21 protein-coding genes and 1 tRNA gene are annotated in these 22967 nt (G+C 69.7%); 11 read left to right on the top strand and 11 right to left on the bottom strand.

All coding sequences use genetic code 11. The features are described 5' to 3' along the window. Nucleotides 1–264: 264 nt before the first annotated feature. The 3 genes from atzF to ACWEMY_RS24870 are packed head-to-tail and all read right to left on the bottom strand — an operon-like array spanning nucleotide 265 to nucleotide 6317. Nucleotides 265–1983 (bottom strand): allophanate hydrolase, encoded by a 1719-nt coding sequence (gene atzF, locus ACWEMY_RS24880; RefSeq protein ID WP_452391949.1) that lies wholly within the window; start codon nucleotides 1981–1983, stop codon nucleotides 265–267. 1 nt (nucleotide 1984) lies between these two features. Beyond that, entirely contained in the window at nucleotides 1985–5590 is a 3606-nt protein-coding gene (gene uca / locus ACWEMY_RS24875) for an urea carboxylase (protein ID WP_452391948.1), read from the bottom strand. 22 nt (nucleotides 5591–5612) lie between these two features. Then, nucleotides 5613–6317, bottom strand: coding sequence for a GntR family transcriptional regulator (locus ACWEMY_RS24870; RefSeq protein ID WP_452391947.1), 705 nt, complete (start codon nucleotides 6315–6317; stop codon nucleotides 5613–5615). A 206-nt stretch (nucleotides 6318–6523) separates the two neighbouring features. Here ACWEMY_RS24870 and ACWEMY_RS24865 point away from each other — a divergent pair, with 206 nt between their 5' ends. Both ACWEMY_RS24865 and ACWEMY_RS24860 read left to right on the top strand, forming a co-directional pair. Beyond that, a complete protein-coding gene (locus ACWEMY_RS24865) occupies nucleotides 6524–6685 on the top strand; it encodes a hypothetical protein (RefSeq protein WP_452391946.1) in 162 nt (53 codons plus the stop codon). A 359-nt stretch (nucleotides 6686–7044) separates the two neighbouring features. Continuing rightward, nucleotides 7045–7359, top strand: coding sequence for a hypothetical protein (locus tag ACWEMY_RS24860; RefSeq protein WP_452391945.1), 315 nt, complete (start codon nucleotides 7045–7047; stop codon nucleotides 7357–7359). A gap of 198 nt (nucleotides 7360–7557) precedes the next feature. Here ACWEMY_RS24860 and ACWEMY_RS24855 read toward each other — a convergent pair. From ACWEMY_RS24855 to ACWEMY_RS24845, 3 genes are all read right to left on the bottom strand, one after another. Beyond that, nucleotides 7558–7631: transfer RNA gene (locus ACWEMY_RS24855), tRNA-Pro, on the bottom strand. Nucleotides 7632–7698: 67 nt separating this feature from the next. Then, nucleotides 7699–9450, bottom strand: a complete 1752-nt coding sequence (locus ACWEMY_RS24850) for a hypothetical protein (RefSeq protein ID WP_452391944.1) — start codon at nucleotides 9448–9450, stop codon at nucleotides 7699–7701. 42 nt (nucleotides 9451–9492) lie between these two features. Next, the gene (locus tag ACWEMY_RS24845; RefSeq protein ID WP_375932869.1) at nucleotides 9493–10455 is read right to left on the bottom strand and encodes a metallophosphoesterase; all 963 of its coding nucleotides are present in this window, start codon (nucleotides 10453–10455) and stop codon (nucleotides 9493–9495) included. Between the two features lie 233 nt (nucleotides 10456–10688). On the opposite strand from ACWEMY_RS24845, the gene ACWEMY_RS24840 reads away from it, so the two are divergent. After that, nucleotides 10689–11153, top strand: coding sequence for a GatB/YqeY domain-containing protein (locus tag ACWEMY_RS24840; RefSeq protein ID WP_375932872.1), 465 nt, complete (start codon nucleotides 10689–10691; stop codon nucleotides 11151–11153). A 55-nt stretch (nucleotides 11154–11208) separates the two neighbouring features. Here the strand turns inward: ACWEMY_RS24840 and ACWEMY_RS24835 are convergent, their stop codons facing one another. Beyond that, entirely contained in the window at nucleotides 11209–13581 is a 2373-nt protein-coding gene (locus ACWEMY_RS24835) for a penicillin-binding protein (RefSeq protein ID WP_452391943.1), read from the bottom strand. 372 nt (nucleotides 13582–13953) lie between these two features. Between ACWEMY_RS24835 and ACWEMY_RS24830 the strand changes: the two genes are divergently transcribed. Continuing rightward, nucleotides 13954–14277, top strand: coding sequence for a WhiB family transcriptional regulator (locus ACWEMY_RS24830; protein ID WP_056821932.1), 324 nt, complete (start codon nucleotides 13954–13956; stop codon nucleotides 14275–14277). 105 nt (nucleotides 14278–14382) lie between these two features. On the opposite strand, the gene ACWEMY_RS24825 is transcribed toward ACWEMY_RS24830, so the two are convergent. Both ACWEMY_RS24825 and ACWEMY_RS24820 read right to left on the bottom strand, forming a co-directional pair. Further along, on the bottom strand, nucleotides 14383–15516 hold the full coding sequence (locus ACWEMY_RS24825) for an ArsA family ATPase (RefSeq protein WP_375932879.1): 1134 nt from the start codon (nucleotides 15514–15516) through the stop codon (nucleotides 14383–14385). Further along, a complete protein-coding gene (locus ACWEMY_RS24820) occupies nucleotides 15513–16550 on the bottom strand; it encodes an ArsA family ATPase (protein WP_375932881.1) in 1038 nt (345 codons plus the stop codon). Before ACWEMY_RS24820 ends, ACWEMY_RS24825 begins: the two co-directional genes overlap by 4 nt. 59 nt (nucleotides 16551–16609) lie before the next feature. On the opposite strand from ACWEMY_RS24820, the gene ACWEMY_RS24815 reads away from it, so the two are divergent. From ACWEMY_RS24815 to ACWEMY_RS24805, 3 genes are read left to right on the top strand one after another with little or no spacing between them, the layout of a single operon-like run. Continuing rightward, nucleotides 16610–16771, top strand: coding sequence for a DUF4177 domain-containing protein (locus ACWEMY_RS24815; protein ID WP_019044568.1), 162 nt, complete (start codon nucleotides 16610–16612; stop codon nucleotides 16769–16771). 2 nt (nucleotides 16772–16773) lie between these two features. Continuing rightward, entirely contained in the window at nucleotides 16774–17235 is a 462-nt protein-coding gene (locus tag ACWEMY_RS24810) for a RidA family protein (RefSeq protein ID WP_375932883.1), read from the top strand. A gap of 10 nt (nucleotides 17236–17245) precedes the next feature. Next, nucleotides 17246–18043: an MBL fold metallo-hydrolase gene (locus tag ACWEMY_RS24805; RefSeq protein WP_452391942.1), complete on the top strand. Its 798-nt coding sequence runs from the start codon at nucleotides 17246–17248 to the stop codon at nucleotides 18041–18043. Between the two features lie 103 nt (nucleotides 18044–18146). Here the strand turns inward: ACWEMY_RS24805 and ACWEMY_RS24800 are convergent, their stop codons facing one another. Together ACWEMY_RS24800 and ACWEMY_RS24795 are read right to left on the bottom strand one after the other, a co-directional pair. Further along, a complete protein-coding gene (locus tag ACWEMY_RS24800; RefSeq protein WP_040703546.1) occupies nucleotides 18147–18821 on the bottom strand; it encodes a Crp/Fnr family transcriptional regulator in 675 nt (224 codons plus the stop codon). Nucleotides 18822–18987: 166 nt separating this feature from the next. After that, nucleotides 18988–19230 (bottom strand): hypothetical protein, encoded by a 243-nt coding sequence (locus ACWEMY_RS24795; protein ID WP_278260629.1) that lies wholly within the window; start codon nucleotides 19228–19230, stop codon nucleotides 18988–18990. A 233-nt stretch (nucleotides 19231–19463) separates the two neighbouring features. Between ACWEMY_RS24795 and nth the strand changes: the two genes are divergently transcribed. From nth to ACWEMY_RS24775, 4 genes are read left to right on the top strand one after another with little or no spacing between them, the layout of a single operon-like run. Further along, the gene (gene nth, locus ACWEMY_RS24790) at nucleotides 19464–20144 is read left to right on the top strand and encodes an endonuclease III (protein WP_452391958.1); all 681 of its coding nucleotides are present in this window, start codon (nucleotides 19464–19466) and stop codon (nucleotides 20142–20144) included. Further along, nucleotides 20141–20899, top strand: coding sequence for a redoxin family protein (locus tag ACWEMY_RS24785; RefSeq protein WP_452391941.1), 759 nt, complete (start codon nucleotides 20141–20143; stop codon nucleotides 20897–20899). The genes nth and ACWEMY_RS24785 overlap by 4 nt, the downstream gene beginning before the upstream one ends. Before the next feature lie 44 nt (nucleotides 20900–20943). Then, the gene (locus ACWEMY_RS24780; RefSeq protein ID WP_452391940.1) at nucleotides 20944–21672 is read left to right on the top strand and encodes an NUDIX hydrolase; all 729 of its coding nucleotides are present in this window, start codon (nucleotides 20944–20946) and stop codon (nucleotides 21670–21672) included. Then, nucleotides 21669–22862: a MarP family serine protease gene (locus tag ACWEMY_RS24775; RefSeq protein ID WP_375932896.1), complete on the top strand. Its 1194-nt coding sequence runs from the start codon at nucleotides 21669–21671 to the stop codon at nucleotides 22860–22862. Before ACWEMY_RS24780 ends, ACWEMY_RS24775 begins: the two co-directional genes overlap by 4 nt. Nucleotides 22863–22967 lie beyond the last annotated feature (105 nt).

Below are 22967 nucleotides of genomic sequence, written 5' to 3'. Positions count from 1 at the left end.
ACGCCCCGAGGCGACAAGTTGTTCTTAAGAACCTCTAGAGACCGCCGTCGCATCCTTTTTCCAGACACCGGAACATCCGGGTCCGGCCGATCTCGAGGGGTGACCGGACGGACCCGGCGGTGCAGCCCAGAAGGTGGCTCTTCCAGACGCTGAAGAATCACTGCCGACGGTAACCACACCGACGGACTTCACCGGCGATGTTCCAGCAGTGTCGCGGGGTATGCCGATCGGGCCGGTCCGAACGAGGGGTGACCGGCCCGGTCGTCAGCGTTGTAGGTAGGCCACCCAGCCGCCGTGTTCGGTGATGTCGGTGGCGGTGAGCGCGGCGTCGTAGGTGCACGCGAAGCCGACCACCGAGCGCCCGTCGGCGAGCTCGATGCTGGTCAGCGCCATCGGGGGTGGCAGTTCGGCCAGGAAGCGGCCGAGTCCGCCGGGGGAGACCAGGAACAGTTCGCCCACGATGGGTGCCCCCTGTCCGGCGCCGTGCCGGACCAGGCCGGGCTTGGGCGGAACGGTGTCCAGGGCGGTCAGGCGGTAGGCGTCGCTGGTGGTGATCACGCCGGCGAAGCGGGCACCGAGCTGTTCGAGCTGCCAGTGCAGGGGCTGGCCGCGCAGGTGCGCGCCGAAGACCGCCAGCGCGACGCCGGTGTCGACCAGCAGGGGAGCGGAGGTGCCGGTGACGCGGGCGGCGAGGTCGACGGCGAGCTGGTCGGCGAAGGCGGGGACCACGACCATCACACCGAACGGCAGTCCGTCGGCGGTGGGGCTGCCGGGGACGGCGACGGCGGCGAGGTCGAGCAGATTGCAGAAGTTGGTGTAGGTGCCCAGTCGCCGGTTGATCGTCACCGGGTCGGCGGTCACCTCCGCGATCGTCGGGTGCTCGGTGGTGGTGGGGAGCAGCAGGCCGTCGTAGCCGTTCAGCAGGGCCTTCGCGGCGGCCTTGGCCTTGGCGAGCGTGTCGAGGTCGGCGGCGAAGGACGGTGCGTCCAGTTCTTTCGCCGCGCTGATGATTCCAGCCACGGTCGGGTCGAGGCCGTCGGCGCCCTTGTCGATGAACTCACCCACGGCCGCGTACCGTTCGGCGACGATGGCGCCGTCGTAGAGCAGCCGGGCCGCGTCCAGCAGCGGCGAGATATCCACCTCGCGCACCGTCACACCCCGATCGCGCAGGGCGGCGACGGTTTCGGCGAAGGCGGCGAGATAGGCCGGGCTCAACGGGTCGAGGTCTTGCGCGCGCGGGATCGCGACGGTGGGCTCGGCGGCGGTGGACAGGCGCACGTCGGCGGGCCAGGCGCGGCCGCGCGGGTCGCCCGAATCCGGGCCGGCCATGGTCGCGGCGGCGGCCACGGCCAGGTCCAGCTCCGCGGCGAAGACGGTGACCGCGTCGTAGTCCACGCAGGCCGGGACGACACCGTGCGCGGGAATCACCCCGAGGCTGGCCTTGATGCCGACGATCCCGTGCAGCGCGGCGGGCACCCGGCCGGACCCGGCGGTGTCGGTGCCGATCGCGATATCGGCGATACCCAGCGCGACCGCGACGGCCGAACCGGAACTCGAACCGCCGGAGATCAATTCGGGCCGCAGTGCGTGGCGCACCGCGCCGTACGGGCTACGGGTGCCGACCAGGCCGGTCGCGAACTGGTCCAGATTGGTCTTACCGAGCACCAGCGCGCCCGCCTCGACCAGCCGGGCGACCGCCACCGCCGTCTCGGTCGCCGGATAGGCGAACTCGGGGCAGCCCGCGGTGGTCGGCAGGCCCGCCACGTCGACATTGTCCTTGACCGCGACCAGCATCCCGGCCAGCGGCGCCACCGCGCCCTCGGCCAGCCGCTGCTCCAGCGCGGCCGCCTCGGCGGCGAGTTCGGCCTCCGGTCGCAGCGTGATCCAGACCTCGGGCCGGTCCACCTCGGCGATGCGCCGATACGCGGCGGCGACCCGGGCGGTCGGCGACGCCGAGGTGTTGTCGGGTAGTCCAGCGGTCATCTCAGTCGACTCCGATCACTGCGAGAGGGGTTCCGGGTTCCACTTTGGCACCCGGCGCGGCGAGCACCTTCAGCACTACGCCACCGTCCGGTGTACTCACCGGCAGTTCGAGTTTCATGGCCTCGAGCACCGCCACCGTGGCACCCGGGTCGAGCCGCTGGCCCTCGGTGACGTCCACGCGCCACACATTGCCGGTCATCGGCGCCGAGATCACCGTGGCGTCGGCGGGCAGCCCGGCCAGCGGGTCGCTCGCGGGCTCGGCGACCGGCTCGATCGCCTCGGCGCGCTCGAATTCGCCCGCCGCCCGCCAGGCTTGGTGCTCGGCCGCGAACGCGGCGGCCTGCTTGCGTTCGAACTCCGCGATCGAGTCCGCTTCCTCGGCGAGCATGCGCAGGTGATCGGCGAGGACGAAGCTGCCCTCGGTCACCTCGGCCTCGAACCGGCCCGCCCGCGCGGCGGCCCGGTACTCCAGCAGCTGCTCGGGATCGACGGGCTCCCAGACGATCCGGTCGAAGAACCGGAACAGCCACGGCGTGCCCGGCTCGAACGGCGCGCTCTGCCGGTAGCCCGACCAGATCGGCACGGTCCGCCCGACCAGCTGGTAACCGCCGGGGGAGGCCATCCCGTACACGCACAGGTACTTGCCGCCGATACCGACCGCGTCCGAGGGTGTCCAGGTGCGGGCCGGGTTGTACTTGGTGGTGACCAGCCGATGCCGGGGGTCGAGCGGAACCGCCAGTGGCGCACCGAGATAGACGTCACCGAGCCCGAGCACCAGGTACTCGGCGGCGAATACGGTGTCGCGCACCTGCTCCACGCTGTCGAGGCCGTTGATGCGCCGGATGAACTCGGTGTTGGAGGGCAGCCAGGGCGCGGTGTCGCGCACTCCGCTGCGGTAGCGGTCGATCGCCTCGGTGATCGAGGGATCGTCGAACGACATCGGCAGCCGGATGGTGCGGCTGGGCACCACCAGCGCGTCGGTCGCGGGCAACTCCTCCTCGAGTTCGGCCAGGGTGCCCAGCAGACGATGCTGCGCGAGCACCTCGGGATCGAAGTGGATGTGCAGCGACCGCACCCCGGGCGTGCAGTCGAGGATGCCGGGCAGTCCACTCGCCGCCAGCGCCTCCGACAGCGCGTGTACCCGCATCCGCAGTCCCAGATCCAGTGCCATCGGACCGTATTCGACGAGGATGTTGTCGTCGCCGCCGCGCAGGTAGACCACCTCGGGGCGCTCGCCGTCGGCGTCGGTGGCACGCAGGATGCCACGATCGCGCAGCGCCACGCCCGTGTCGGGCACGGTGTTGCGGGCCCGGCGCACCGGGTCGGCGCGCAGCGCGGCGGCGTCGGCGTCGTCGACGGGGACGAACCGGACGGTGTCACCTGGACGCAGCTGCCCGAGCTTCCAGCGCTGGGCCGAGACCACCGTGAGCGGGCAGGCGAAGCCGCCCAGGCTCGGACCGTCGGGGCCGAGCAGGATCGGGGTGTCACCGGAGACGTTCAGCGCGCCGACGCTGTAGGGGTTGTCGTGCAGGTTCGACGGGTGCAGGCCCGCGTCCCCGCCGTCGGTACGCGACCAGACCGGCTTGGGGCCGTCGAGCCGGATGCCGGTGCGGTTGGCGTGCGCGCCGACCTTCCACTCGCTGGTGTAGAACTGCGTCATGTCGTCGTCGGTGAAGTACGACGGCGCGGTCTGCGGGCCCTCGCCGACGGCCAGCTGCCACGCGTGGGTGAAGTCCGGGCGGCGCTCGACCGGGACGGGTGCGGTCGGCGCGCCCGCGTCGGGCCGCAGACCGAGGACGTCACCGGTGGCCAGGGCCCGCCCGGTGATGCCACCGAAGCCGCCGAGGGTGAAGGTGGCCGCGCTGCCGTGATACAGCGGTGCGTCGATCCCGCCGCGAATCGCCAGGTAGGCGCGCAGGCCGGTGTCGGCGGGGGCGCCGATATCGAGGACAGCGCCCGCGGGCAGTTCGATCGGCGTCCACATCGGCGCCTCGGCACCGTCGACCGTCACCGGGGCAGGCGCGCCGGTGACGCAGACCGTGACCGGCGCGCTGAACCGCAGCCGCGGTCCCTGGAGGGTGGCTTCCAGACCGGGCGCGCCCGCCGGATTGCCGACGGCGATATTGGCGAGGGTGAACGACAGGTCGTCCATCGGTCCGGACGGCGGAATGCCGACCTCCCACCGCCCGATCCGGCCCGGATGGTCCTGCACCGTGGTCATGGTGCCCGCGCGCAGCACGTCCACCCGGCGGGTCGGCACCGCCATGCCCGCCATCGTCGCGGTGCTGTGCGCGGCCGCGAGGACGACGGAATCGACTGTGGCGGCCCGCAATTGGGTCAGATTGGTCTGCACGCCATAGAGCGCGGTGCCGGCCAGCGCCTCGTCGAGCGCGGCGAAGGCGGCGGCGCGGTCGGGTCCGGCGGTGATGACCTTGGCCAGCATCGGGTCGTAGTGCGCGGAGACCTCGGTGCCGGTCGCGACCCAGGTGTCCACCCTGGCCTGATCCGGGAAGCGGGCCTCGGTGATCAGCCCGGCGCTGGGCCGGTAGTCCTGACCGGGGTCTTCGGCGTAGATCCTGGCCTCGACTGCGTGACCGGTGAGCGCGGGACCCGAATCCGGCAGGTCGTCGAGCATGCTCGCGTCGCCGCCTGCCAGCCGCAGCATCCAGGCCACCAGGTCGACACCGGTGATCGCCTCGGTCACCGGATGCTCCACCTGGAGCCGGGTGTTCACCTCGAGGAACGAGGCCGCCTCGCGTTCGATGTCGTAGACGAACTCCACCGTGCCCGCCGAGCGGTACCAGACCGACTGGGCGAGCAGCCGCGAGGTCGACAGCAGCTGCTCGATCAGCTCGCCGGACAGACCGGGCGCGGGCGCCTCCTCGAGCACCTTCTGGTTGCGGCGTTGCAGCGAACAGTCCCTGGTGCCGAGCGAGACCACCCGGCCCTGCCCGTCACCGAACAACTGCACCTCGACATGGCGGGCCCTGGCGACGAATCGCTCCAGGAACACCCCCGCCGCCGCGAAATTGGACGCGGCCAGCCGCTGCACGCGGGTGAACGCGGCCTCGACCTCCCGCGCGTCGTGACAGGCCTGCATGCCGATGCCGCCGCCACCACCGACCGCCTTGAGCATCACCGGGAACCCGATCCGCTCCGCCTCGGCCACCGCGTGCTCGGCCGAATCCAGCAGTCCCGAACCGGGAATCAGCGGCACGCCCACCGCGCGGGCCGCCTCACGGGCGGTGTGCTTGTCGCCGAACACCTTCAGCTGCTCGGGCGTCGGCCCGACGAACGCCAGCCCCGCCTCGGTCACCGCGGTGGCGAATTCGCCGTTCTCGGAAAGGAATCCGTAACCGGGATGGATGGCGCCCGCGCCGGTGCTCAGCGCGGCCTCGACGACCCGCTCGGCCAGCAGATAGGACTGCGCGGCCGGCCCCGGTCCGAGCAGCACGGCGGCGTCGGCGAGACGCACATGGGGCGCGGCGGCGTCGGCCTCGGAGTACACGGCCACCGTCTTCAGACCGAGATCCCGGGCGGAACGAATGATGCGGCAGGCGATCTCGCCACGATTGGCGATCAGCACTGTGTCGTAGTGCAAGCTCATGACTCTTCGCTCTCTGTACGGATCAGTCGGCCATCGACATGGCGGCGATCGCCCGGGAAATGCGTTCGAGGACCACGTCCAGCGAATCGCCGATATGGGTGTGCAGCAGGCGATGGCCCAGGGGCACGTCGTCGGCGAGGATCGCGTCGAGGATGCCGAGATGCTCGGCGATCGTGGTCTCGATGCGGTTGTTGACCATGAAGTCGAACATGCGGACATGCCGGATCTTCGAGTTCACCGACAACAGGGCGCGCACCATCTCGGCATTGCCCGCCGAGGTGAGCACGGCGACGTGGAACTCCTCGTCGACCACCACGAATCCCGGCGTCTGCTCGGGCGGATCGGCCTGCAGGGCCAGCCAGCGGGCCCGTTCGGCCAGCAGCAGTTCACGGTCGTGGGACAGCTCGGGATTGTTCATCACCCGGGCCATCCCGCCCAGCTCCAGCGTCAGCCGGAGCTCGTAGAGGTCGTGGATGCGCGGCACACTGGGACGGACCGGGCTGAACCCGAACTCCTCGCGCTGGAGCAGCCCGTCCGAGCACAGCATGGCCAACGCCTCGCGCACCGGCGTGCGGGAGATACCGAACCGCGCCGACAGCTTGGGTTCGGTGAGCCGTTCGCCGAACTTGATGCCACCGTTCATGAGGTCGTCGCGCAGCGTCGCGTAGACCACCTCGCGCAGTGGCTTCCCCGTCGCTCCCGGTGCGGTCTCCGTTGGTGTCGACATGCCTGTATACGCTATTGGCCTGCGGTTTCCTCGGAATGACCGAAAGTTATCGGCAGGTAAGCGGATGCTCACAGCCCACCGCGGGCCGCGCGAGGAATTGGCAACCGAGCCCGAACACGCGGGCAACACCGGCCGAACGTCGCATCGGGCAGACTCCCATACGGCGCTGCCGCGCTCCCGCTCCGCTCACCCGGAAGGGCGAACACATGACCACGTCCGCCATCGCGCTACTCGTCCTGGCCCTGATCGCGATCATCGCCGTCACCATCTACTGGCCGAACCCCCTGGAACGTGACGCGCCTTTTGAAGACCCCGTCCCCGACGGCACCTTCCGCGAAAGCCACTCCCCCCGCAGCGATGGCATCTGACCCGGTAACATCCTCCGGTTCTGACCACTGCGGCTGTGCCGCAAGGATTCTCGGAGTACCGCTGTGAAGTTCCTGGCCAATACCCTTCTCGGCGACCTGCTCTTCTGGGCAGCTCTAGCCTTCGCCCTGCTCTGCGTCGCCTCGTTCCTCTGGGACGCCACCAGCACCGCCCTGACCCGCCTCCGCCTCCACCTGTTCGGCCCACCCACCGAACCCCCACCCCCCACCGAACCCGCGAACCCCCGCCGCTCCGCGTCCTCCACCGCCCGCCACGAAGCCAGAGCACAAGCCCGCCGAGCCGCCCTCCGCGCCAAACACGCCGAGGATGGCAACCGTAATTCCGAGGAAGAGCCGGCTCGGTGAGCAGGCCCCCGGTTCCGCTCGACGAGCAGGCCCCGCTCGACCTGGCCATCGGCGGTCATGTGCTGCGGCATGTCTACGAGCACGAGACCAGCGCAGAACTGACGATCACCGTACGAAACCGGCAGGTCGGATACACCCTCATCTCGAACGCCCAGCCGATCAATCTCCCCGACGACGAACTCGTCCAAGCCATCTGTGACCTGTTCGATCTCCATGAGCAGTACGCCTCAGGATTGACCCAGGCGATATACCAGTACCGAAAGGACCCCGCCGGGAGCTGGACAATGCACAGTCGCTACCACTACACATAGCCCCGGCATACGAGTCTCAACCAACACGGCGGTCCGCTCGCCGAGTAACGAGACGCGCGAGTCTCGCCGCTACGGCAACGGAACAGTGCTGCATTTTCGCTGCCGCGGAGGGCTGTGGACGGTGAACCGACCCCGGAAATACGAGGAGCCCCCGACCAGTGAACTGGTCAGGGGCTCTTCTGTGTCTCAACCAACACGTCGGGGTGACAGGATTTGAACCTGCGACCTCTTCGTCCCGAACGAAGCGCGCTACCAAGCTGCGCCACACCCCGTGAGGCGAACCTGAAGTAGCTTACAACGTGGGGGTGCTAAACGTTAAATTGGCTGGTCAGGTGGGGGTTAGAGGGGGCGGATGGAGCTGAAGATGCGTTTGGCCAGGGTGACGTCTACGGCGTCGGGGACGCCGGTGTCGGCGACCATGACCATGACGAAACTGCCGTCCTTGGTGCCCTTGAAGGCGTAGGTGTAGACGGAGTAGGTGCTCGCGCAGCCGGGCTTGGGGTTGGCGACGGTGCCGGTGGTCTCGACGAACATGCCCCGGGTCTTGCCGTCCATCGAGGTGAGGGCCTGGGCGGTGCCGGGGGTGCCGGTGGAGCCGCCGTAGGCGAGCGGGGCGGTCTTGGTGCCGAGCTCGGCGGCCGCGGCGGCGTTGTCGGCCTGTTTGGAGCCGGTGAGCAGGGAGACGGTGCGGGTGGAGTCGGGGCAGTAGTCGCGGCCGTCGGAGGCGTAGCCCTTGCCGATGACCGAGTCGCCCGGCGGCTCACCGAACCCTCCGATGGTCCCCTCGCTGGCGACCTTCCAGCTCGGCGGCACGTCGTAGGCCGCGCCCCGGTCGGGCGAGGCGACCACCTGATAGCCCTCGATGACGGGTGCGACGGTGGCGGCCGCGCCGCTCGGTTTGGCCGTGGTGGTGCTCGGCTTGGCCTTGCTGGTGGACGGCGGCGCGCCGGTGGTGGTGAGGGCGCTGACCATCGACGGGGTGGTGCTCCCGTTGGCGGTGGTGCCGGGCGAGTCCCCACCGGACATGGCGACGGCGGTGACGGTCCCCGCGACGATCAGCGCCGCCGACACTCCGAGCACCGTCCACAGGACCGCCTTGCTCCCGGACTTCGCCGGAACCGGCTGCCCGTACCCCGGCTGCCCGTACGGCTGGCTCCCGTACTGCTCGAGCGGCGGCACCTCGCCGTACTGCTGCTGCGGTTGCTGCCACCCGGGCGCACCCTGCCCCCACTGCTGATTCGGCTGTCCCACACCGGAATTCCACTGCTGCGCACCCCACTGCTGCTGATCGGGCTGCGCCCCCGCCCACCCCGCGCCGGGCTGTCCGGCTGCCGGATTCGCGCCCGGCCACGGCGTACCGGGTTGCCCGGCGGGAGGATTCGCCCCGGACCACGGCGCGACCTGGGTCGCGTCAGCACCGGGCACCGAGCCAGGCTGTCCGGTAGGCGGATTGGTGCCAGGCCATGGCGAGCCAGGCTGTCCGGCAGGCGGATTCGCGCCGGACCAAGGGGCGACCTGGGTGGCATCGGCGCCGGGTGGCACCGAACCGGGCTGTCCGGGCGGATTCGCGCCGGGCCACGGTGAGCCGGGCTGTCCGCCGGACGGATTGGCGCCGGGCGAGCCGGGTTGTCCGGTAGGCGGATTGGCGCCGGGCGAGCCGGGCTGTCCGGCAGGCGGATTGGCGCCGGACCACGGGGCGACCTGGGTGGCGTCGGCACCGGGAGAGACGGGCGGATTCGCGCCGGGCCACGGCGAGCCCGGCTGTCCGGCAGGGGGATTCGCGCCGGACCAGGGGGCGACCTGGGTGGCATCGCCCGGCGGGCCGGCGGGGTTCGGCTGGCCCTGCCAGTCCTGGGGACCGGCGGGTGTCCACTGGGTCGGGTCCGGGAGGCCCGGGGGTGGGCCCGAGCCGTCCCAGCGCAGGGTCGGGGGTAGGCCGGTGCCGCCGGGGGTCCAGGCGGTGGTCGGGTCGGGGGTGCCCGGCGCGGGGGCGGCTCCGGGGCGCTGCCATTGCGCGTCGGAGGGTTGCGGTGCGCCGGGTCCGCCGAACACGGTCGGGTCGTTGCGCCTGTCGTCGGATCCGTTGCTCACGATTGTTCCCCTAATGACAAATCTGTCGTTCGGGGCGCAACCCTAGCGGGCGACGGCTTCGGAGGTGGACAAGCCGTGGTCGGTGTCGGCCGAGGGACGCTTCGGCGGGGCGCCGACCAGCGTCAACAGGGTGGCCTCGGGGCGGCAGCAGAAACGGTAGGGCGCCCACGGCGAGGTGCCGATGCCTGCCGACACGTGCAGCTGGGTGTGCTCGCCCCACTGCGAGGCGCCCTTGACCCGCGACTTGTCGATGCCGCAGTTGGTCACCAGCGCCCCGTAGCCGGGAACGACCAGCTGTCCGCCGTGCGTGTGTCCTGCCAGGACGAGGTCGTAGCCGTCTTCGGCGAAGCGGTCGAGCACGCGGGGCTCGGGCGAGTGGGTGACGCCGATGCTCAACTGCGCCAGCTGATTCGGCGCACCGGCGACGGTGTCGTAGCGGTCGCGCTGCAGGTGGGGGTCGTCGACGCCCGCGCTGGCGATGCGGATGCCCGCCACCTCGAGATCGCGACGGGTGTGGGTGAGGTCGAGCCAGCCGCGTTCGGTGAAGGCCGCGCGCAGATCCTGCCAGGGCAGCGGGTCGCCGTAGACGCGGCGATGATCCTTCTTGAAATACTTCAGCGGATTCTTCGGCACCGGCGCGAAATAGTCGTTGGAACCGAACACGAACAGACCGGGACGCGCCAGCAGCGCGCCGAGGGATTGCACCACCGCGGGCACGGCCTTGGGGTGCGAAAGATTGTCACCGGTATTCACGACCAGGTCGGGTTCGAGCCGATCGAGTTCGCGCAGCCACTGCTGCTTGAGCTGCTGTCCCGGCATCATGTGCAGGTCGCTGACGTGCAGGATGCGCAGGGTCGGCGACCCGGGCGCGAGCACCGGCATGGTGGCCTCACGCAGCACGAACGCGTTGCGCTCGATCAGCGTGGCATAGCCGATGCCTGCGACGGCGGCCCCAGCGGCTCCCCAGACGGTGCGGCGGACAGCGGACGTCGAGATAACGGGCATTTGCCCAGCATAGGCGACCCCCTCCCGGAACGGCGCGTGTGTTTCCGCACAAACGGTACGAATTTTTTTCTCGGCGCGCCCGATTCTGGACTGACCGGAGGGTGCGACGGAGGAGTGCCCGTAGGGAGGGAAGAAGCGGGGAACAGCGCCGAGAAACCGCGCCCCGGCGCGAATTGGGCACTGCGATGAAAATGTGATGAGAGTTGCGGTGGTGACGGGCTACCGTGAGGCGCATGTCGGAACTGAAATCGCAGCTGCGCGCGGATATGACCGCCGCGATGAAAGCCAAGGACACGCTGCGCCTGTCCACCCTGCGGATGTTGCTCGCCTCGATCCAGAACGCCGAGGTCTCCGGAACGCAGGCGCGCGAACTCTCCGACGCCGACGTGGTGGCGCTGCTGCAGAAGGAAGCCAAGAAGCGCAACGAGGCCGCGGTCATCTACGAGCAGAACGGGCGCGGCGAGCTGGCGGCGAACGAGCGCGCCGAGGAAGAGGTGATCGAGCAGTACCTGCCGACCCAGCTCACCGAGGCCGAGGTCGCCCAGGTCGCCGATACCGCGATCGCCCAGGTCGCCGAGCAGCTCGGGGAGCGGCCGGGGATGAAGCAGATGGGTCAGGTCATGAAGGCCGCGACCGCGCTCGCCGAGGGCAAGGCCGACGGGTCGCGCCTGTCGGCGGCGGTCAAAGCGCGCCTCTGACGCGAGAACGACGAAGGGCCGCCGTCCGGAATGGACGGCGGCCCTTCGCGTGTCGTCAGCGTGGCACCGGGATGGGGATCGGTGGCAGGCGGGGTAGTTGCGGGAGTCCTGGCAGTTCGGGGGCGGGTGCCGAGGGTGCGGGCGGGGCCGTGGTGGTCGGCACGCGGACGGTGCCGTCACTGATGTAGATCGTGACCACCGAGCCGGGGATGGCCGCGCCGTTGGGCGAGCTGCCCATCACGGTGCCCTTGGCCTGTGAGCCGGGCGCGTTCACCGCCGTCACCCGGAAGCCTGCGCCGGACAGGATCGAGGTGGCCTCGCCCTGCGACTTACCCGCCACATCCGGCACCTGCGAGTTGTTCGCGCCGCGCACGTACTTGTCGTCCAGCGGCGGCAGGGCAGGCGGCGGGTACTTGTCGAGCACGGGTTTCACCGCGTTGAACCAGGTGCGGGCCGGTTCGTTACCGCCGTAGAGGTCGCCGCCGCCGCAGTTGCGCAGCGGGAACGAGCAGATCTCGCCGGGGGTGGGGCTGTCGCCGTAGACGTAGACCGCGGCGGCCAGCGAGTTGGTGAAGCCGAGGAAGGCCGAGGAGCGGTGGCTCTCGGTGGTGCCGGTCTTGCCCGACATCGGCGCCGCCCAGCCCACCGCCCGCGCGGCGCCCGCGGCGGTACCGCTGACGTCGTCCTTGCTCATCGCGTTGGCGAGGGTGTTGGCCAGACCCGGGTCGACGACCTGCTCGCAGGCCTGCTGGGTCAGCGGCACCGTCTTGCCCTGCCGGTCGATGACCTCCTGGATCGGCGAGGGCGGGCACCACTTGCCGCCCGAGGCCAGCGTGGCGGCCACGTTGGACAGCTCGAGCGGGTTGATCGCGAACGGGCCGAGGGTGAACGAACCCATGTTGTTGTTCTTGATGTGGTCGGCCAGGCTCGTGTTGCCGTGGCCCGAGGTGCCGGGTTTGGTGTAGGAGCGCATGCCGAGGCGCACGGCCATGTCCACCGCGGGTTCGACGCCCACGTCCTGGATCATCTTGACGAAGGTCGTGTTGGGCGAGGTGGCCAGCGCGTCGGTCACCGACATGGAGCCGGGATAGGCGCCGGCGTTCTTCACGCACCACGAATCGGCCGGGCAGCCGGGGGAGTTGGAGTAACCCATGCCCTTGGCGGCGTAGAAACTCGGCACGTCGACCTGGGCGGCGATGCCGAGGCCCTTCTCCATCGCGGCGGCGGTGGTGAACAGCTTGAAGATCGAGCCCGCGCCGTCACCGGCCATCGAGTACGGCTGGCCGAGCAGCGTCTCGTTGGCGTCGCGGTTGAGGCCGTAGGTGCGGCTCGAGGCCATCGCCAGGACGTGGTGGGCGTCCTGGCCGGGGGAGACCACCGACATGACCTCGGCGATGTTGTCGAGGTTCGGATCGGCGGCCTCGGTGACCGCGCGCTTCACCGATTCCTGCAGCGCCGGGTCCAGGGTGGTCTTGATCAGGTAGCCGCCCTTGTCGATCTGCTCGCGGCTGATCCCGGACTCGGCCAGGTATTCCAGCGCGTAGTCGCAGAAGAAGCCCTTCTCGTGCGCGGAGATACAGCCGCGCGGCAGGCCCTTGGGTTCGGGCAGCACGCCCAGCGGCTCGCTCTTGGCCGCGGCGAACTCGGCGGCCCGGCTGGGGATGTTCTGGATCAGCGTGTCGAGCACGGTGTTGCGCCGGTCGGTGACGCCCTGGACGTTGGTGTACGGGTTCAGCTTGGAGCTGGACTGCACCATGCCCGCCAGCATCGCCGACTGGGTGATGTTCAGGTCGGCGGCGTCGACGCCGAAATAGGTCTGCGCGGCGTCCTGGATGCCGTAGGAACCGTTGCCGAAGGGCACCAGGTTCAGGTAGCGGGTGAGGATCTCGTCCTTGCTCAGCTCGCGGTCGAGGGTGAGCGCCATCCGGATCTCGCGCAGCTTGCGCGCGGGGGTGGTCTCGATCGCGGCGCGGCGTTCGGCGTCGGTCTTGGCGACGACGAGCAGGTTGAAGTTCTTCACGTACTGCTGGTCCAGGGTCGAGGCACCCTGCTGCACCTCACCGGAGGAGGTGTTGGTCAGGAACGCGCGCAGCGTGCCCTGCCAGTCCACACCCTTGTGATCGGCGAAGCGCTTGTCCTCGATGGACACGATCGCCAGCTTCATGTTGTTGGAGATCCGGTCGCTGGGCACCTCGAAGCGGCGCTGCTCGTAGAGCCACGCGATGGGCGCTCCGCCCGCGTCGACCATCGTCGACACGGCGGGGACCGTTCCCTCCACCAGTTCCGCGGACACGTTGTCGACGGCATCGGCGGCTCGGTTGGAGATGAACCCGAACCCACCGGCCAAGGGGAACAACAGCCCAGCGACTAGCACGGCGGCCAGCGCGCAGCTGCCGGCCAGCCTCGCGAGCGTTTGAGTGATCGGCACGAGCCCAGCCTAAAGGGTGGGGTGGCGGGGTTCACTGCTGTGCTGCTCGACGGGGAATGTCCGGCCGGTGCCAGGGGGGTTGCTCGGGCGTGTCAACAAAATGATCACATCGGCGTGTCGCGACCGGGCACGCCGGTGATCAGCGCCGCTTCTCGATCTTCCGCCGATTTGAATGGACGGTCGTACCAAAAAATCGGGGCTCGGTCTTGCGCAAGCGCCATACCTTTACCTAGATTGAGAACCCAGTGTGATAGAGCTAACACTCAAAGTGGAATGTGGTGCGGACCGCAGCGGTAGTTGGGTTGCTGTGATCCGCGCTCGCGATTCTGGAGCGCCGCACAACGGTGTTCGGACTGCAAAGGGGCACATCAAATGCACATCACAACCCCCATCGCTCGACTGGATGTAGAGCAGGCCGAGGCAAGGATCGCTTGGGTTGCCCAGGCGCGATGCAAGGAAGTGGACCCTGACCAGCTGTTCGTTCGCGGTGCGGCCCAGCGCAAGGCGGCGACGATCTGCCGTCACTGCCCCGTGCTGATGCAGTGTGGCGCCGATGCCCTGGACAACCGGGTGGAGTTCGGGGTGTGGGGCGGGATGACCGAGCGGCAGCGGCGCGCGCTGCTCAAGCAGCATCCCGACGTCACGTCCTGGGCTGAATTCTTCAACGCCCAGCGTCAGCACCAGGTGGCTATCTAGCAGGTGAGACCGGACCGTTACCACAGACGGCGCCGAGCCCGCGCACTTTGCGGAATCGGCGCCGTCGACAGGTGTTACGGGACTGTTATCTATAGCCGAACGGAATCAGGAGGCAGCGGCTGTGCCGGTCAGCTGGTCGCCGACGGCGCGCAGGGCTTCGAGATCGGAAACCTCGAACGGCAGGGCCGTCACCGAGACGATCGCGACCCGGGGGTGCGCGCCGGTGAACCGGTGCAGCAGCCGCTGTTCGCGCTTGGCGGTAGCCACGCGGTCGGCGTGGATGCGCAGCACGGACGCGGTCAGCGGGTCGGACTCGGCCAGCTGGTCGGCGGCGGTCAGCGCGTGGTCACCGGACAGGCCCGACAGCGCCGGGTGCGTCCGGTTGAGCACCAGCCCGGCCAGCGGCATCTGCTCGGTGGACAGGCGGTCGACGAAGAACGACGCCTCGCGCAGCGCGTCCGGCTCCGGCGCGGCGACCACCAGGAAATGCGTGCCCGGCTTGGACAGCATGGCGAAGGTGCGCTCGGCCCGATCCTGGAACCCACCGAACAGCGACTCCAGCGACTGCAGGAAGGTCGAGGCGTCCTTGAGCATCTGCCCGCCGACGATGGTGGAGACCCCACGCATCGCCAGGCTCATCGCGCCGGTCACGAACCGGCCGACCCCGCGACCGGGCGCCATGATCAGCCGGATCATCTTGCCGTTGAGGAAGGTGCCCAGCCGCTTGGGCGCGTCCAGGAAGTCCAGCGCGTTGCGGGAGGGGGGAGTGTCGACCACGATCAGGTCCCACTCCTTGCGCCCGGCCAGCTGACCGAGCTTCTCCATCGCCATGTACTCCTGCGTGCCGCCGAAGGACGACGCCACCGTCTGATAGATCGGGTTGGCGAAGATCTGCTCGGCCTTGTCCGGGCTGGTGTGCTCGAGCACCATGTCGTCGAAGGTGCGGCGCATGTTCAGCATCATCGCGTGCAGCTCGCCGGGCACCTCGGGACCCAGCTCCACCCGCTGCGGGGTGTTGTCCAGCTCGGCCACGCCGAGGGACTGGGCCAGCCTGCGGGCCGGGTCGATGGTCAGCACCACGACCTTGCGGCCCGCCTCGGCCGCCCGCAGCGCGATCGAGGCCGCGGTGGTGGTCTTGCCGACGCCGCCGGAACCGCAGCACACGATCACCCGCGCGCTCGGGTCGGCGATGATCCGCGACACGTCCAGCGCGGGCGGGGTGGTCACTTGCTCGCTCATCGCACTCCCTGCGCGGATAGCTGTTCGGCCAGTTCGTAGAGGCCGCCGAGGTCCATGCCCTCGCCGAGGGCGGGCAGCGCCAGCTGGGGCACGTCCACCTCGGCCAGGGCGGCGGCGCTCTCGTCCTGCGCGGCCAGCACGGTGGCGTGCTCGACGGTCTCGGCGATCAGCCCGTCGAAATCCGCCTCGGGCAGGGTGATCCCGGCCTCGGCCAGACCCGCCGCGATCTTGGTGGTGTCGAGGTCGCCTGCCACGGCCGCGTCACGGTCGCTCGGGGTGAGCTCGGCGGTGGCCGCCCGGTTGACGATCACCGTGCCGATGCGCAGGTCGTTGGCGGTGAGCTCGGCGACGGCGTCGGCGGTCTCCTGCACCGGCAGCGCCTCGAGCAGCGTCACCAGGTGGATCATCGTCTGGTCGGAGTGCAGCAGCTTGGACACGCCGTCGGCCTGCGAGGCGATCGGGCCGCCCTTGGCGATCTCGGCCATGGCCTGGGTGACGTCGAGGAAGCTGGCGATCCGGCCGGTCGGCGGGGCGTCGACCACGATGTCGTCGTAGGCGGGCTTGCCCGTCTTGTCGACGCGCACCGCGCATTCCTTGATCTTGCCGGTGAGGATCACATCACGCAGGCCGGGCGCGATCGTGGTGACGAACTCGATGGCGCCCATCCGGCGCATCGCGCGGCCGGCGAAGCCCAGGTTGTAGAACATGTCGAGGTACTCCAGGAAGGCGTGCTCGATGTCGAGCGCCAGCGCGAAGACCTCGCCGCCGCCGTCGGCACTGGCGATCCTGGTCTCGGTGGGTGGCAGCGGCGGCCGGTCGAACAGCTGCGCGATGGACTGCCTGCTCTCCACCTCGACGAGCAGTACTTTCCGTCCCCCCGCGGCCAGGGCGAGGGCCAGTGCGGCCGAAACGGTCGACTTGCCGGTGCCTCCCTTGCCGGTCACGTAGTGCAAGCGGGCGATCGTTGCGCGCTGTGGCCATCCGGTCGACGGTCCGGGAACCGACGAAACCGGCTCTGCTGTTGGTGCTCCCACGTCGCCGAGCCTATAACCCGTTTCCCGGCGGCGGTCGGGGTGAGCCCTAAACTCTCCCCATGAGTGAAGTCACCCTGTGGGAGTACGCGACCGTGCCGCTGTTGACGCACGCGACCAAGCAGATCCTCGACCAGTGGGGCGCCGACGGCTGGGAGCTGGTCACGGTGCTGCCCGGCCCGACCGGTGAGCAGCACGTCGCCTACCTGAAGCGGCAGAAGTAGCCGTGGCCACCGCGTGGAAGGACGCGCTCGACCGGCTCGGGGTCACCCTGCCGCCGGTCGCCGCCCCCGTCGCGGCCTACATCCCGGCCGTGCAGACCGGTTCGCTGGTCTACACCTCCGGCCAGCTGCCCTTCGTCGACGGTGAGCTGTCGGCGGTGGGCAAGGTCGGGGCCGAGGTCGATGTGGAGACGGCGAAGGAGGCCGCCCGGCTGTGCGCGCTCAACGCGCTGGCCGCGGTGCACGACCTGGTCGGCCTCGACCGGGTGGTGCGGATCGTGAAGGTCGTCGGGTTCGTCAACTCCGCGCCGGGATTCACCGACCAGCCGATCGTGATCAACGGCGCGTCGGAATTCCTCGGCGAGGTGTTCGGCGAGGCGGGCGTGCACGCGCGCTCGGCGGTCGGTGTGTCGGAGTTGCCGAAGAACACGCCGGTCGAGGTGGAATTGATCGTCGAGGTCGGATAGGCACGCCGTCATGGCACTGGAACATCCCGCGTACAGCCAGGTCAGGCCGGTCACCCCGACGGCGTCGGTGCTGCTGGCCGACAATCCGTCGCAGATGACGCTCGACGGCACCAACACCTGGCTGCTACGCGGTCCCGGCAGCGACGAGTACGTCGTCGTCGACCCGGGGCCCAAGGACAACAAGCACATCGCCGCCATCGTCGAGGCGACCGGCGGCCGGATCGCGCTGACGCTGATCACCCACCACCACGCCGATCACACCGGCGGCATCGATCACCTGGTGAAGGCCACCGGGACGCCGGTGCGGGCGGTGGACCCGAAGTATCTGCGCGGTGAGGTCGACGTGCTCGTGGCGGGGGAGGTCATCGAGGCGGCCGGGGTGCGGATCACGGTGCTGGGCACTCCGGGGCACACCGGCGACTCGGTGAGTTTCGAACTCGACGACGCGATCGTCACCGGTGACACGGTGCTCGGCCGTGGCACCACCGTGCTGGTCTCGGAGACCGGTGCGCTGGCCGCGTTCCTGTCCTCGCTCGAGCTGCTGCTCGAACGCGGCGCGGGCAAGGCGCTGCTGCCCGCGCACGGTCCCGACCATCCCGACGCGGAGCCGGTGGTGCGGTACTACCTGAACCACCGTCACGAACGGCTCGATCAGATCCGCGCGGCGCTGGCCGAACTGGGCCAGGACGCGGGCGCTCTCGCGATCGTGCGCAAGGTGTACGCCGACGTGGACAAGCGGCTGTGGCCGGCCGCCCGCAGTTCGGTGCAGGCCCAGCTGGAATACCTGCGGGCCGAACGCGAGTCCTGAAACGACGACGGCACGCCGGAACCACCGTGGTGCGGACGAGGCCCTCTTCCCCTGGAGCCGCACCGGTGGTCCCGGCGTGCCGGGATGTCGTACTACCGCTCGATCAGCGCGCGCGCCGGGCGAGGCGCTCGGAGTCGGAGATGAGCACGCTCTTGCCCTCGAGCCGCAGCCACCCGCGATGGGCGAAATCGGCCAGCGCCTTGTTGACGGTCTCGCGAGAAGCGCCGACCAGCTGGGCGATCTCCTCCTGGGTCAGGTCGTGGGTCACGCGCAGCGCGCCCGCTTCCTGGGTGCCGAAGCGCTGAGCGAGCTGCAGCAGCGCCTTGGCGACGCGGCCGGGCACGTCGGTGAAGATGAGGTCGGCGAGGTTGTTGTTGGTGCGGCGAAGGCGTCGTGCCAGCACGCGCAGCAGCTGCTCGGCGATCTCCGGGCGCTGATCGATCCACGACTTGAGTGCGTCGCGGTCCATCGTCACGGCGCGGACCTCGGTGACCGTGGTGGCCGTCGAGGTACGCGGGCCCGGGTCGAAGATCGACAGTTCACCGAACATGTCCGACGGGCCCATGATCGTCAGCAGGTTCTCCCTGCCGTCCGGGGACCGACGGCCGATCTTCACCTTGCCCGTGGTGATGATGTACAGCCGATCGCCGGGTTCGCCCTCGTTGAAGATGACGTGGCCGCGCGGGAAATCTACGGGCTGCAGCTGCTTGGCGAGCGCGGCCACCGCGGTGGGCTCGACGCCTTGGAAGATGCCTGCTCTGGCGAGGGCCTCGTCCACGAATGTGCTCCTTATGGGATATGGCTTGCGAACCTGGTCGAGCGAATCGACCAACAGCGCAGTCTACGCGGCATCACGGCACCACAGTGACAGACACCACGTAAAGAGTGGATTGCGCTCGGTGCGCACACTGTGAACAGGCGATCGGCCCGGGAAAATCGAATGGTCAGCTGGCCCGCGCGACATCCATCTCGGACGTGCGGGAACGGCGCTTGCGCACGCGCGCCACAGCGGCGGGCAGGCCGAGCTTCGTCAGCTCTTTCACTTCGGCGTTGCTGGCATTGTCCAGGTACTGCTGAACCTCTTCGTCGGGTTCGAGAAGCTTTCGGAGCCGATTCTCGACCCGCTCCATCCCCAGCGCGAACAGCATCAACAGCACTGGGAAGAGCACCACAGCGAGTCCTTGCATGACAGGCAGTAAACACGGTCCAGGTCTCAGATGGAACACAGCGGGCCAACTCGACGGGCAATGTTGTCGGAGTGGTTCCGTATGGTGAACAGGTGCCCGTTTCCCCCTCCGCCGCAGCGTCCCGCGAGGCCGCGCCCGCCGTGGAAACGGCCGGTCTGTCCGCCGCGCGCAAGCGCCGGAACCGGTCGATAGCTGCGGAAACGCGGGTCGGTCTGGTCCGGCGCGCCCGCCGGATGAACCGCACGCTCGCCACCGCCTTCCCCGACGCGCACTGCGAACTCGACTTCACCACGCCGCTGGAATTGGCCGTCGCGACGATCCTGTCGGCCCAGTGCACCGACGTGCGGGTGAACCTCACCACTCCCGCGCTGTTCGCGAAGTACCGCAGCGCGCGCGACTACGCCGAGGCCAACCGGGCCGAACTGGAGGAATACATCCGGCCCACCGGCTTCTACCGGAACAAGACCAGTTCGCTGATCGGGCTGGGCCAGGCACTGGTCGAGAAATACGACGGTGAGTTGCCTCACACCCTGCCGAAATTGGTCGAATTGCCCGGAATCGGGCGCAAAACGGCCAATGTCATCCTCGGCAATGCCTTCGACGTTCCCGGCATCACCGTCGACACCCACTTCGGCAGGCTGGTGCGCCGCTGGAAGTGGACCGAGGAGGAAGACCCGGTCAAGGTCGAGCACGCGATCGGCGAGCTGATCGAGCGCAAGGACTGGACGATGCTCTCGCACCGGGTGATCTTCCACGGCCGCCGCGTGTGTCATGCGCGCAAGCCGGCCTGTGGCGCGTGTGTGCTGGCCGCGGACTGCCCCTCGTTCGGGATCGGTCCCACCGATCCGCCGGTCGCCGCGGAGCTGGTCAAGGGCCCCGAGCGCGAGCATCTGCTGGATCTGGTCCGGCTGTGAGCGATCCGGTCGACCCGTCGCCCTGGCGACGGCCCGCGGTGCGCTGGGTACTGGCCGCGGTGATCCTCGTCCTCGCGGCGACGGTGGCGCTGTGGCCGCGCGAGGGCGCCGACACCACCACGACCACCGGATCGACCCCGCCGCGAGCGAGCATCTCGGCCGAAGACCGCGCCGCCGCCGGTCTCGCGCCCTGCCCGAGTCCGGCGACTGCGCCTGGCCCAGCCATCACGCCCGGTGCGGCAACTGCGCCCGGTCCATCCGTCACGTCTGGTCCGGCGACTACGTCTGGTCCGGAAACCGCCCCTGGCCCGGGAACCGAATCCGGGAAGGGTCCGCTGGCCGGACTCACGCTGACCTGCCTGGCCGACGGCTCCCCGGTCGACCTGGCCGCCGCCCTCGCGGGCAAACCGGCGCTGCTCAATCTCTGGGCCTACTGGTGTGGCCCGTGCGCGGTCGAGCTGCCGCATCTGCAGGAGTTCGCCGAGCGCGCGGGCCCGGCGCTGACGGTGCTCACCGTGCACAGCGACCCCGACGAGGCCAAGGCCCTGCAACGGCTCGCCGGTCTGGGCATCACCCTGCCCGGTGTCTCCGATCCGCAGGCGTCGGTGCGCGCCGCGGTCGGCGCACCCGCGGTGCTGCCGGTCTCGGTGCTGGTGCGCGCCGACGGCACCATCGCGAGTGTGGAGGTGCGAACCTTCGCCGACGTGGCCGACATCGCGGATACGGTGTCCGCGAAACTCGGCGTCACGGTATGACAGAGGGTGGCGGCAGTGCGGACGGTCGGATAGAAGGCGATGGCGTGAACGGTGTGACGAGGCTCGACGATTCCGGTATCCCGTCGTGGTTGCACACCGCGATCAGATCCGGCGAACCCGACGCCGACGACACCCTCGCCACCTCCCGCGCGCTGCGCCGCGCCATGTCGATCACCGGGAAACCGCGCCAGGCCGCCGTGCTCGTGCTCTTCGGCGGCGCGGCCGACCCCGCCGACGGCACCCAGGGCGGCCTGCCCGCCGACGCCGACGTCCTGCTCACCCAGCGCGCCTCGACCATGCGTCAGCATCGCGGTCAGATCGCCTTCCCCGGCGGCGCCGCCGACCCCGGCGACGACGGCCCCGTCGGCACCGCCCTGCGCGAGGCCGCCGAGGAGACCGGGCTCGATCCCGGCGGTGTCCAGCCGTTCGCTGTGCTGCCGAAACTGTTCGTCCCGCCCTCGAAATTCGATGTCACCCCGGTGCTCGGCTACTGGCGGGCACCCAGCGCGGTCGGCGTCGTCGATCCCGCGGAAACCGAGCGTGTCGTGCGTGTCCCGCTCACCGAATTACTCGATCCGGCACACAGATTCATGGTGCGTGGCAGTCTCGGCTACCAGAGCCCCGCGTTCCAGGTGGACGGCATGCTGGTGTGGGGCCTCACCGGCGGTATCCTCGCCGGCATCATCAAAACAGCGGGCTGGGAACGAGACTGGGATCGGGGCGACGTGCGTGACTTGGAGAGCTCGTTGGCTGCGGTCGGAATGACACTGTGAGCGCGTCGGTCTGGCTTGATATCGCGGTGGTGTTGATCGCGTTGGTCGCGGCGTCCACCGGGTGGCGGCAGGGGGCGGTGGCCTCGGCGCTGGCGTTCTTCGGCGTCGCGCTGGGCGCGGTCGCCGGCATCCTCATCGCGCCGCACATCCTCCAGCACCTCAGCGAGGGGCGCAGCCGGGTACTCGGCGGCATCCTGCTCATCGTGCTGCTGGTGATCGTCGGCGAGGTCGCGGGCATGGTGCTCGGCCGGGCCGCGCGCTCGAGCATGCGGCATCCGGTGGCACGCGGGGTCGACAGCGTGGTCGGCGCGGTGTTGCAGGCGGCGACCGTGCTGGTCGCGGCCTGGCTGCTGGCCCTGCCGCTGGCCACCGCCTCACAGCCGGGCATCGCCCAGGCCATCAACGGTTCGCGGGTGCTCGCCGATGTCAACGAGGTGGCGCCGAACTGGCTGCGCAAGCTGCCCAACGAGTTCTCCCGGCTGCTCAACACCTCCGGGCTGCCCGATGTCATCGGGCCGTTCGGGCGCGCGCCGATCGCCGCGGTGGAGCCGCCGGACCCCAGCGTGCTCGCCAGTCCTGTCGCGGCGTCGCTGCAGCAGAGTGTGCTGCGGATCCGTGGTGTCGCGCCGAGCTGCCAGCGGGCGCTGGAGGGTTCGGGCTTCGTGGTCGCGCCGGAACGGGTGATGACCAACGCGCACGTCGTCGCGGGTACCAACAGTGTCTCGGTCGATACCGCGCGGGGTGCTCTGGACGCGACCGTGGTGTTGTTCGATCCGTCCAAGGACATCGCCGTGCTCGCGGTACCGGGACTCACCGCGCCGGTCGTCCCGCAGGCACCCGGTCCGGCGAGCTCGGGTGAGAGTGCCATCGTGCTCGGGTACCCGGGGGGCGGTCCTTACACGGCCAGTGCCGCGCGGGTGCGCGAGACGCTCGATCTGACGGGGCCGACCATTCATCGTGACGGGACTGTCGAGCGTGAGGTGTACACGGTGCGCGGTCAGGTTCGGGCAGGTAACTCGGGTGGGCCGCTGGTCGATACGGAGGGGCAGGTGCTGGGGGTTGTGTTCGGCGCGGCTGTCACCGATGACGACACGGGGTATGTGCTGACGTTGAACGAGGTCGCTTCGGAGCTGGCCGCGGCGGCGCCCAGTAGTACGCCTGTGGATACGGGTGCTTGTGTGCTGAGTTAGGTGCTGGCCCGGGGCTGTTGTTTCACGGTCTCGGGAAGGTTTACGGCTGTGTTTGTTGGAGCGCTGGCGCGCTCGAGGTCGCGGCCCCTGGAGGGCCGCCGGTCA

It is taken from the genome of Nocardia sp. NPDC004415, assembly GCF_053602435.1.
This window is presented reverse-complemented; position numbering and strand designations above follow the sequence as displayed.

Bases quoted from the DNA above. Each gene is read 5' to 3' on its own strand.
- atzF (WP_452391949.1), bottom strand. From the start codon at position 1,983: ATGACCGCTGGACTACCCGACAACACCTCGGCGTCGCCGACCGCCCGG.
- uca (WP_452391948.1), bottom strand. From the start codon at position 5,590: ATGAGCTTGCACTACGACACAGTGCTGATCGCCAATCGTGGCGAGATC.
- ACWEMY_RS24870 (WP_452391947.1), bottom strand. From the start codon at position 6,317: ATGTCGACACCAACGGAGACCGCACCGGGAGCGACGGGGAAGCCACTG.
- ACWEMY_RS24865 (WP_452391946.1), top strand. From the start codon at position 6,524: ATGACCACGTCCGCCATCGCGCTACTCGTCCTGGCCCTGATCGCGATC.
- ACWEMY_RS24845 (WP_375932869.1), bottom strand. From the start codon at position 10,455: ATGCCCGTTATCTCGACGTCCGCTGTCCGCCGCACCGTCTGGGGAGCC.
- ACWEMY_RS24840 (WP_375932872.1), top strand. From the start codon at position 10,689: ATGTCGGAACTGAAATCGCAGCTGCGCGCGGATATGACCGCCGCGATG.
- ACWEMY_RS24830 (WP_056821932.1), top strand. From the start codon at position 13,954: ATGCACATCACAACCCCCATCGCTCGACTGGATGTAGAGCAGGCCGAG.
- ACWEMY_RS24825 (WP_375932879.1), bottom strand. From the start codon at position 15,516: ATGAGCGAGCAAGTGACCACCCCGCCCGCGCTGGACGTGTCGCGGATC.
- ACWEMY_RS24815 (WP_019044568.1), top strand. From the start codon at position 16,610: ATGAGTGAAGTCACCCTGTGGGAGTACGCGACCGTGCCGCTGTTGACG.
- ACWEMY_RS24805 (WP_452391942.1), top strand. From the start codon at position 17,246: ATGGCACTGGAACATCCCGCGTACAGCCAGGTCAGGCCGGTCACCCCG.
- ACWEMY_RS24795 (WP_278260629.1), bottom strand. From the start codon at position 19,230: ATGCAAGGACTCGCTGTGGTGCTCTTCCCAGTGCTGTTGATGCTGTTC.
- nth (WP_452391958.1), top strand. From the start codon at position 19,464: ATGAACCGCACGCTCGCCACCGCCTTCCCCGACGCGCACTGCGAACTC.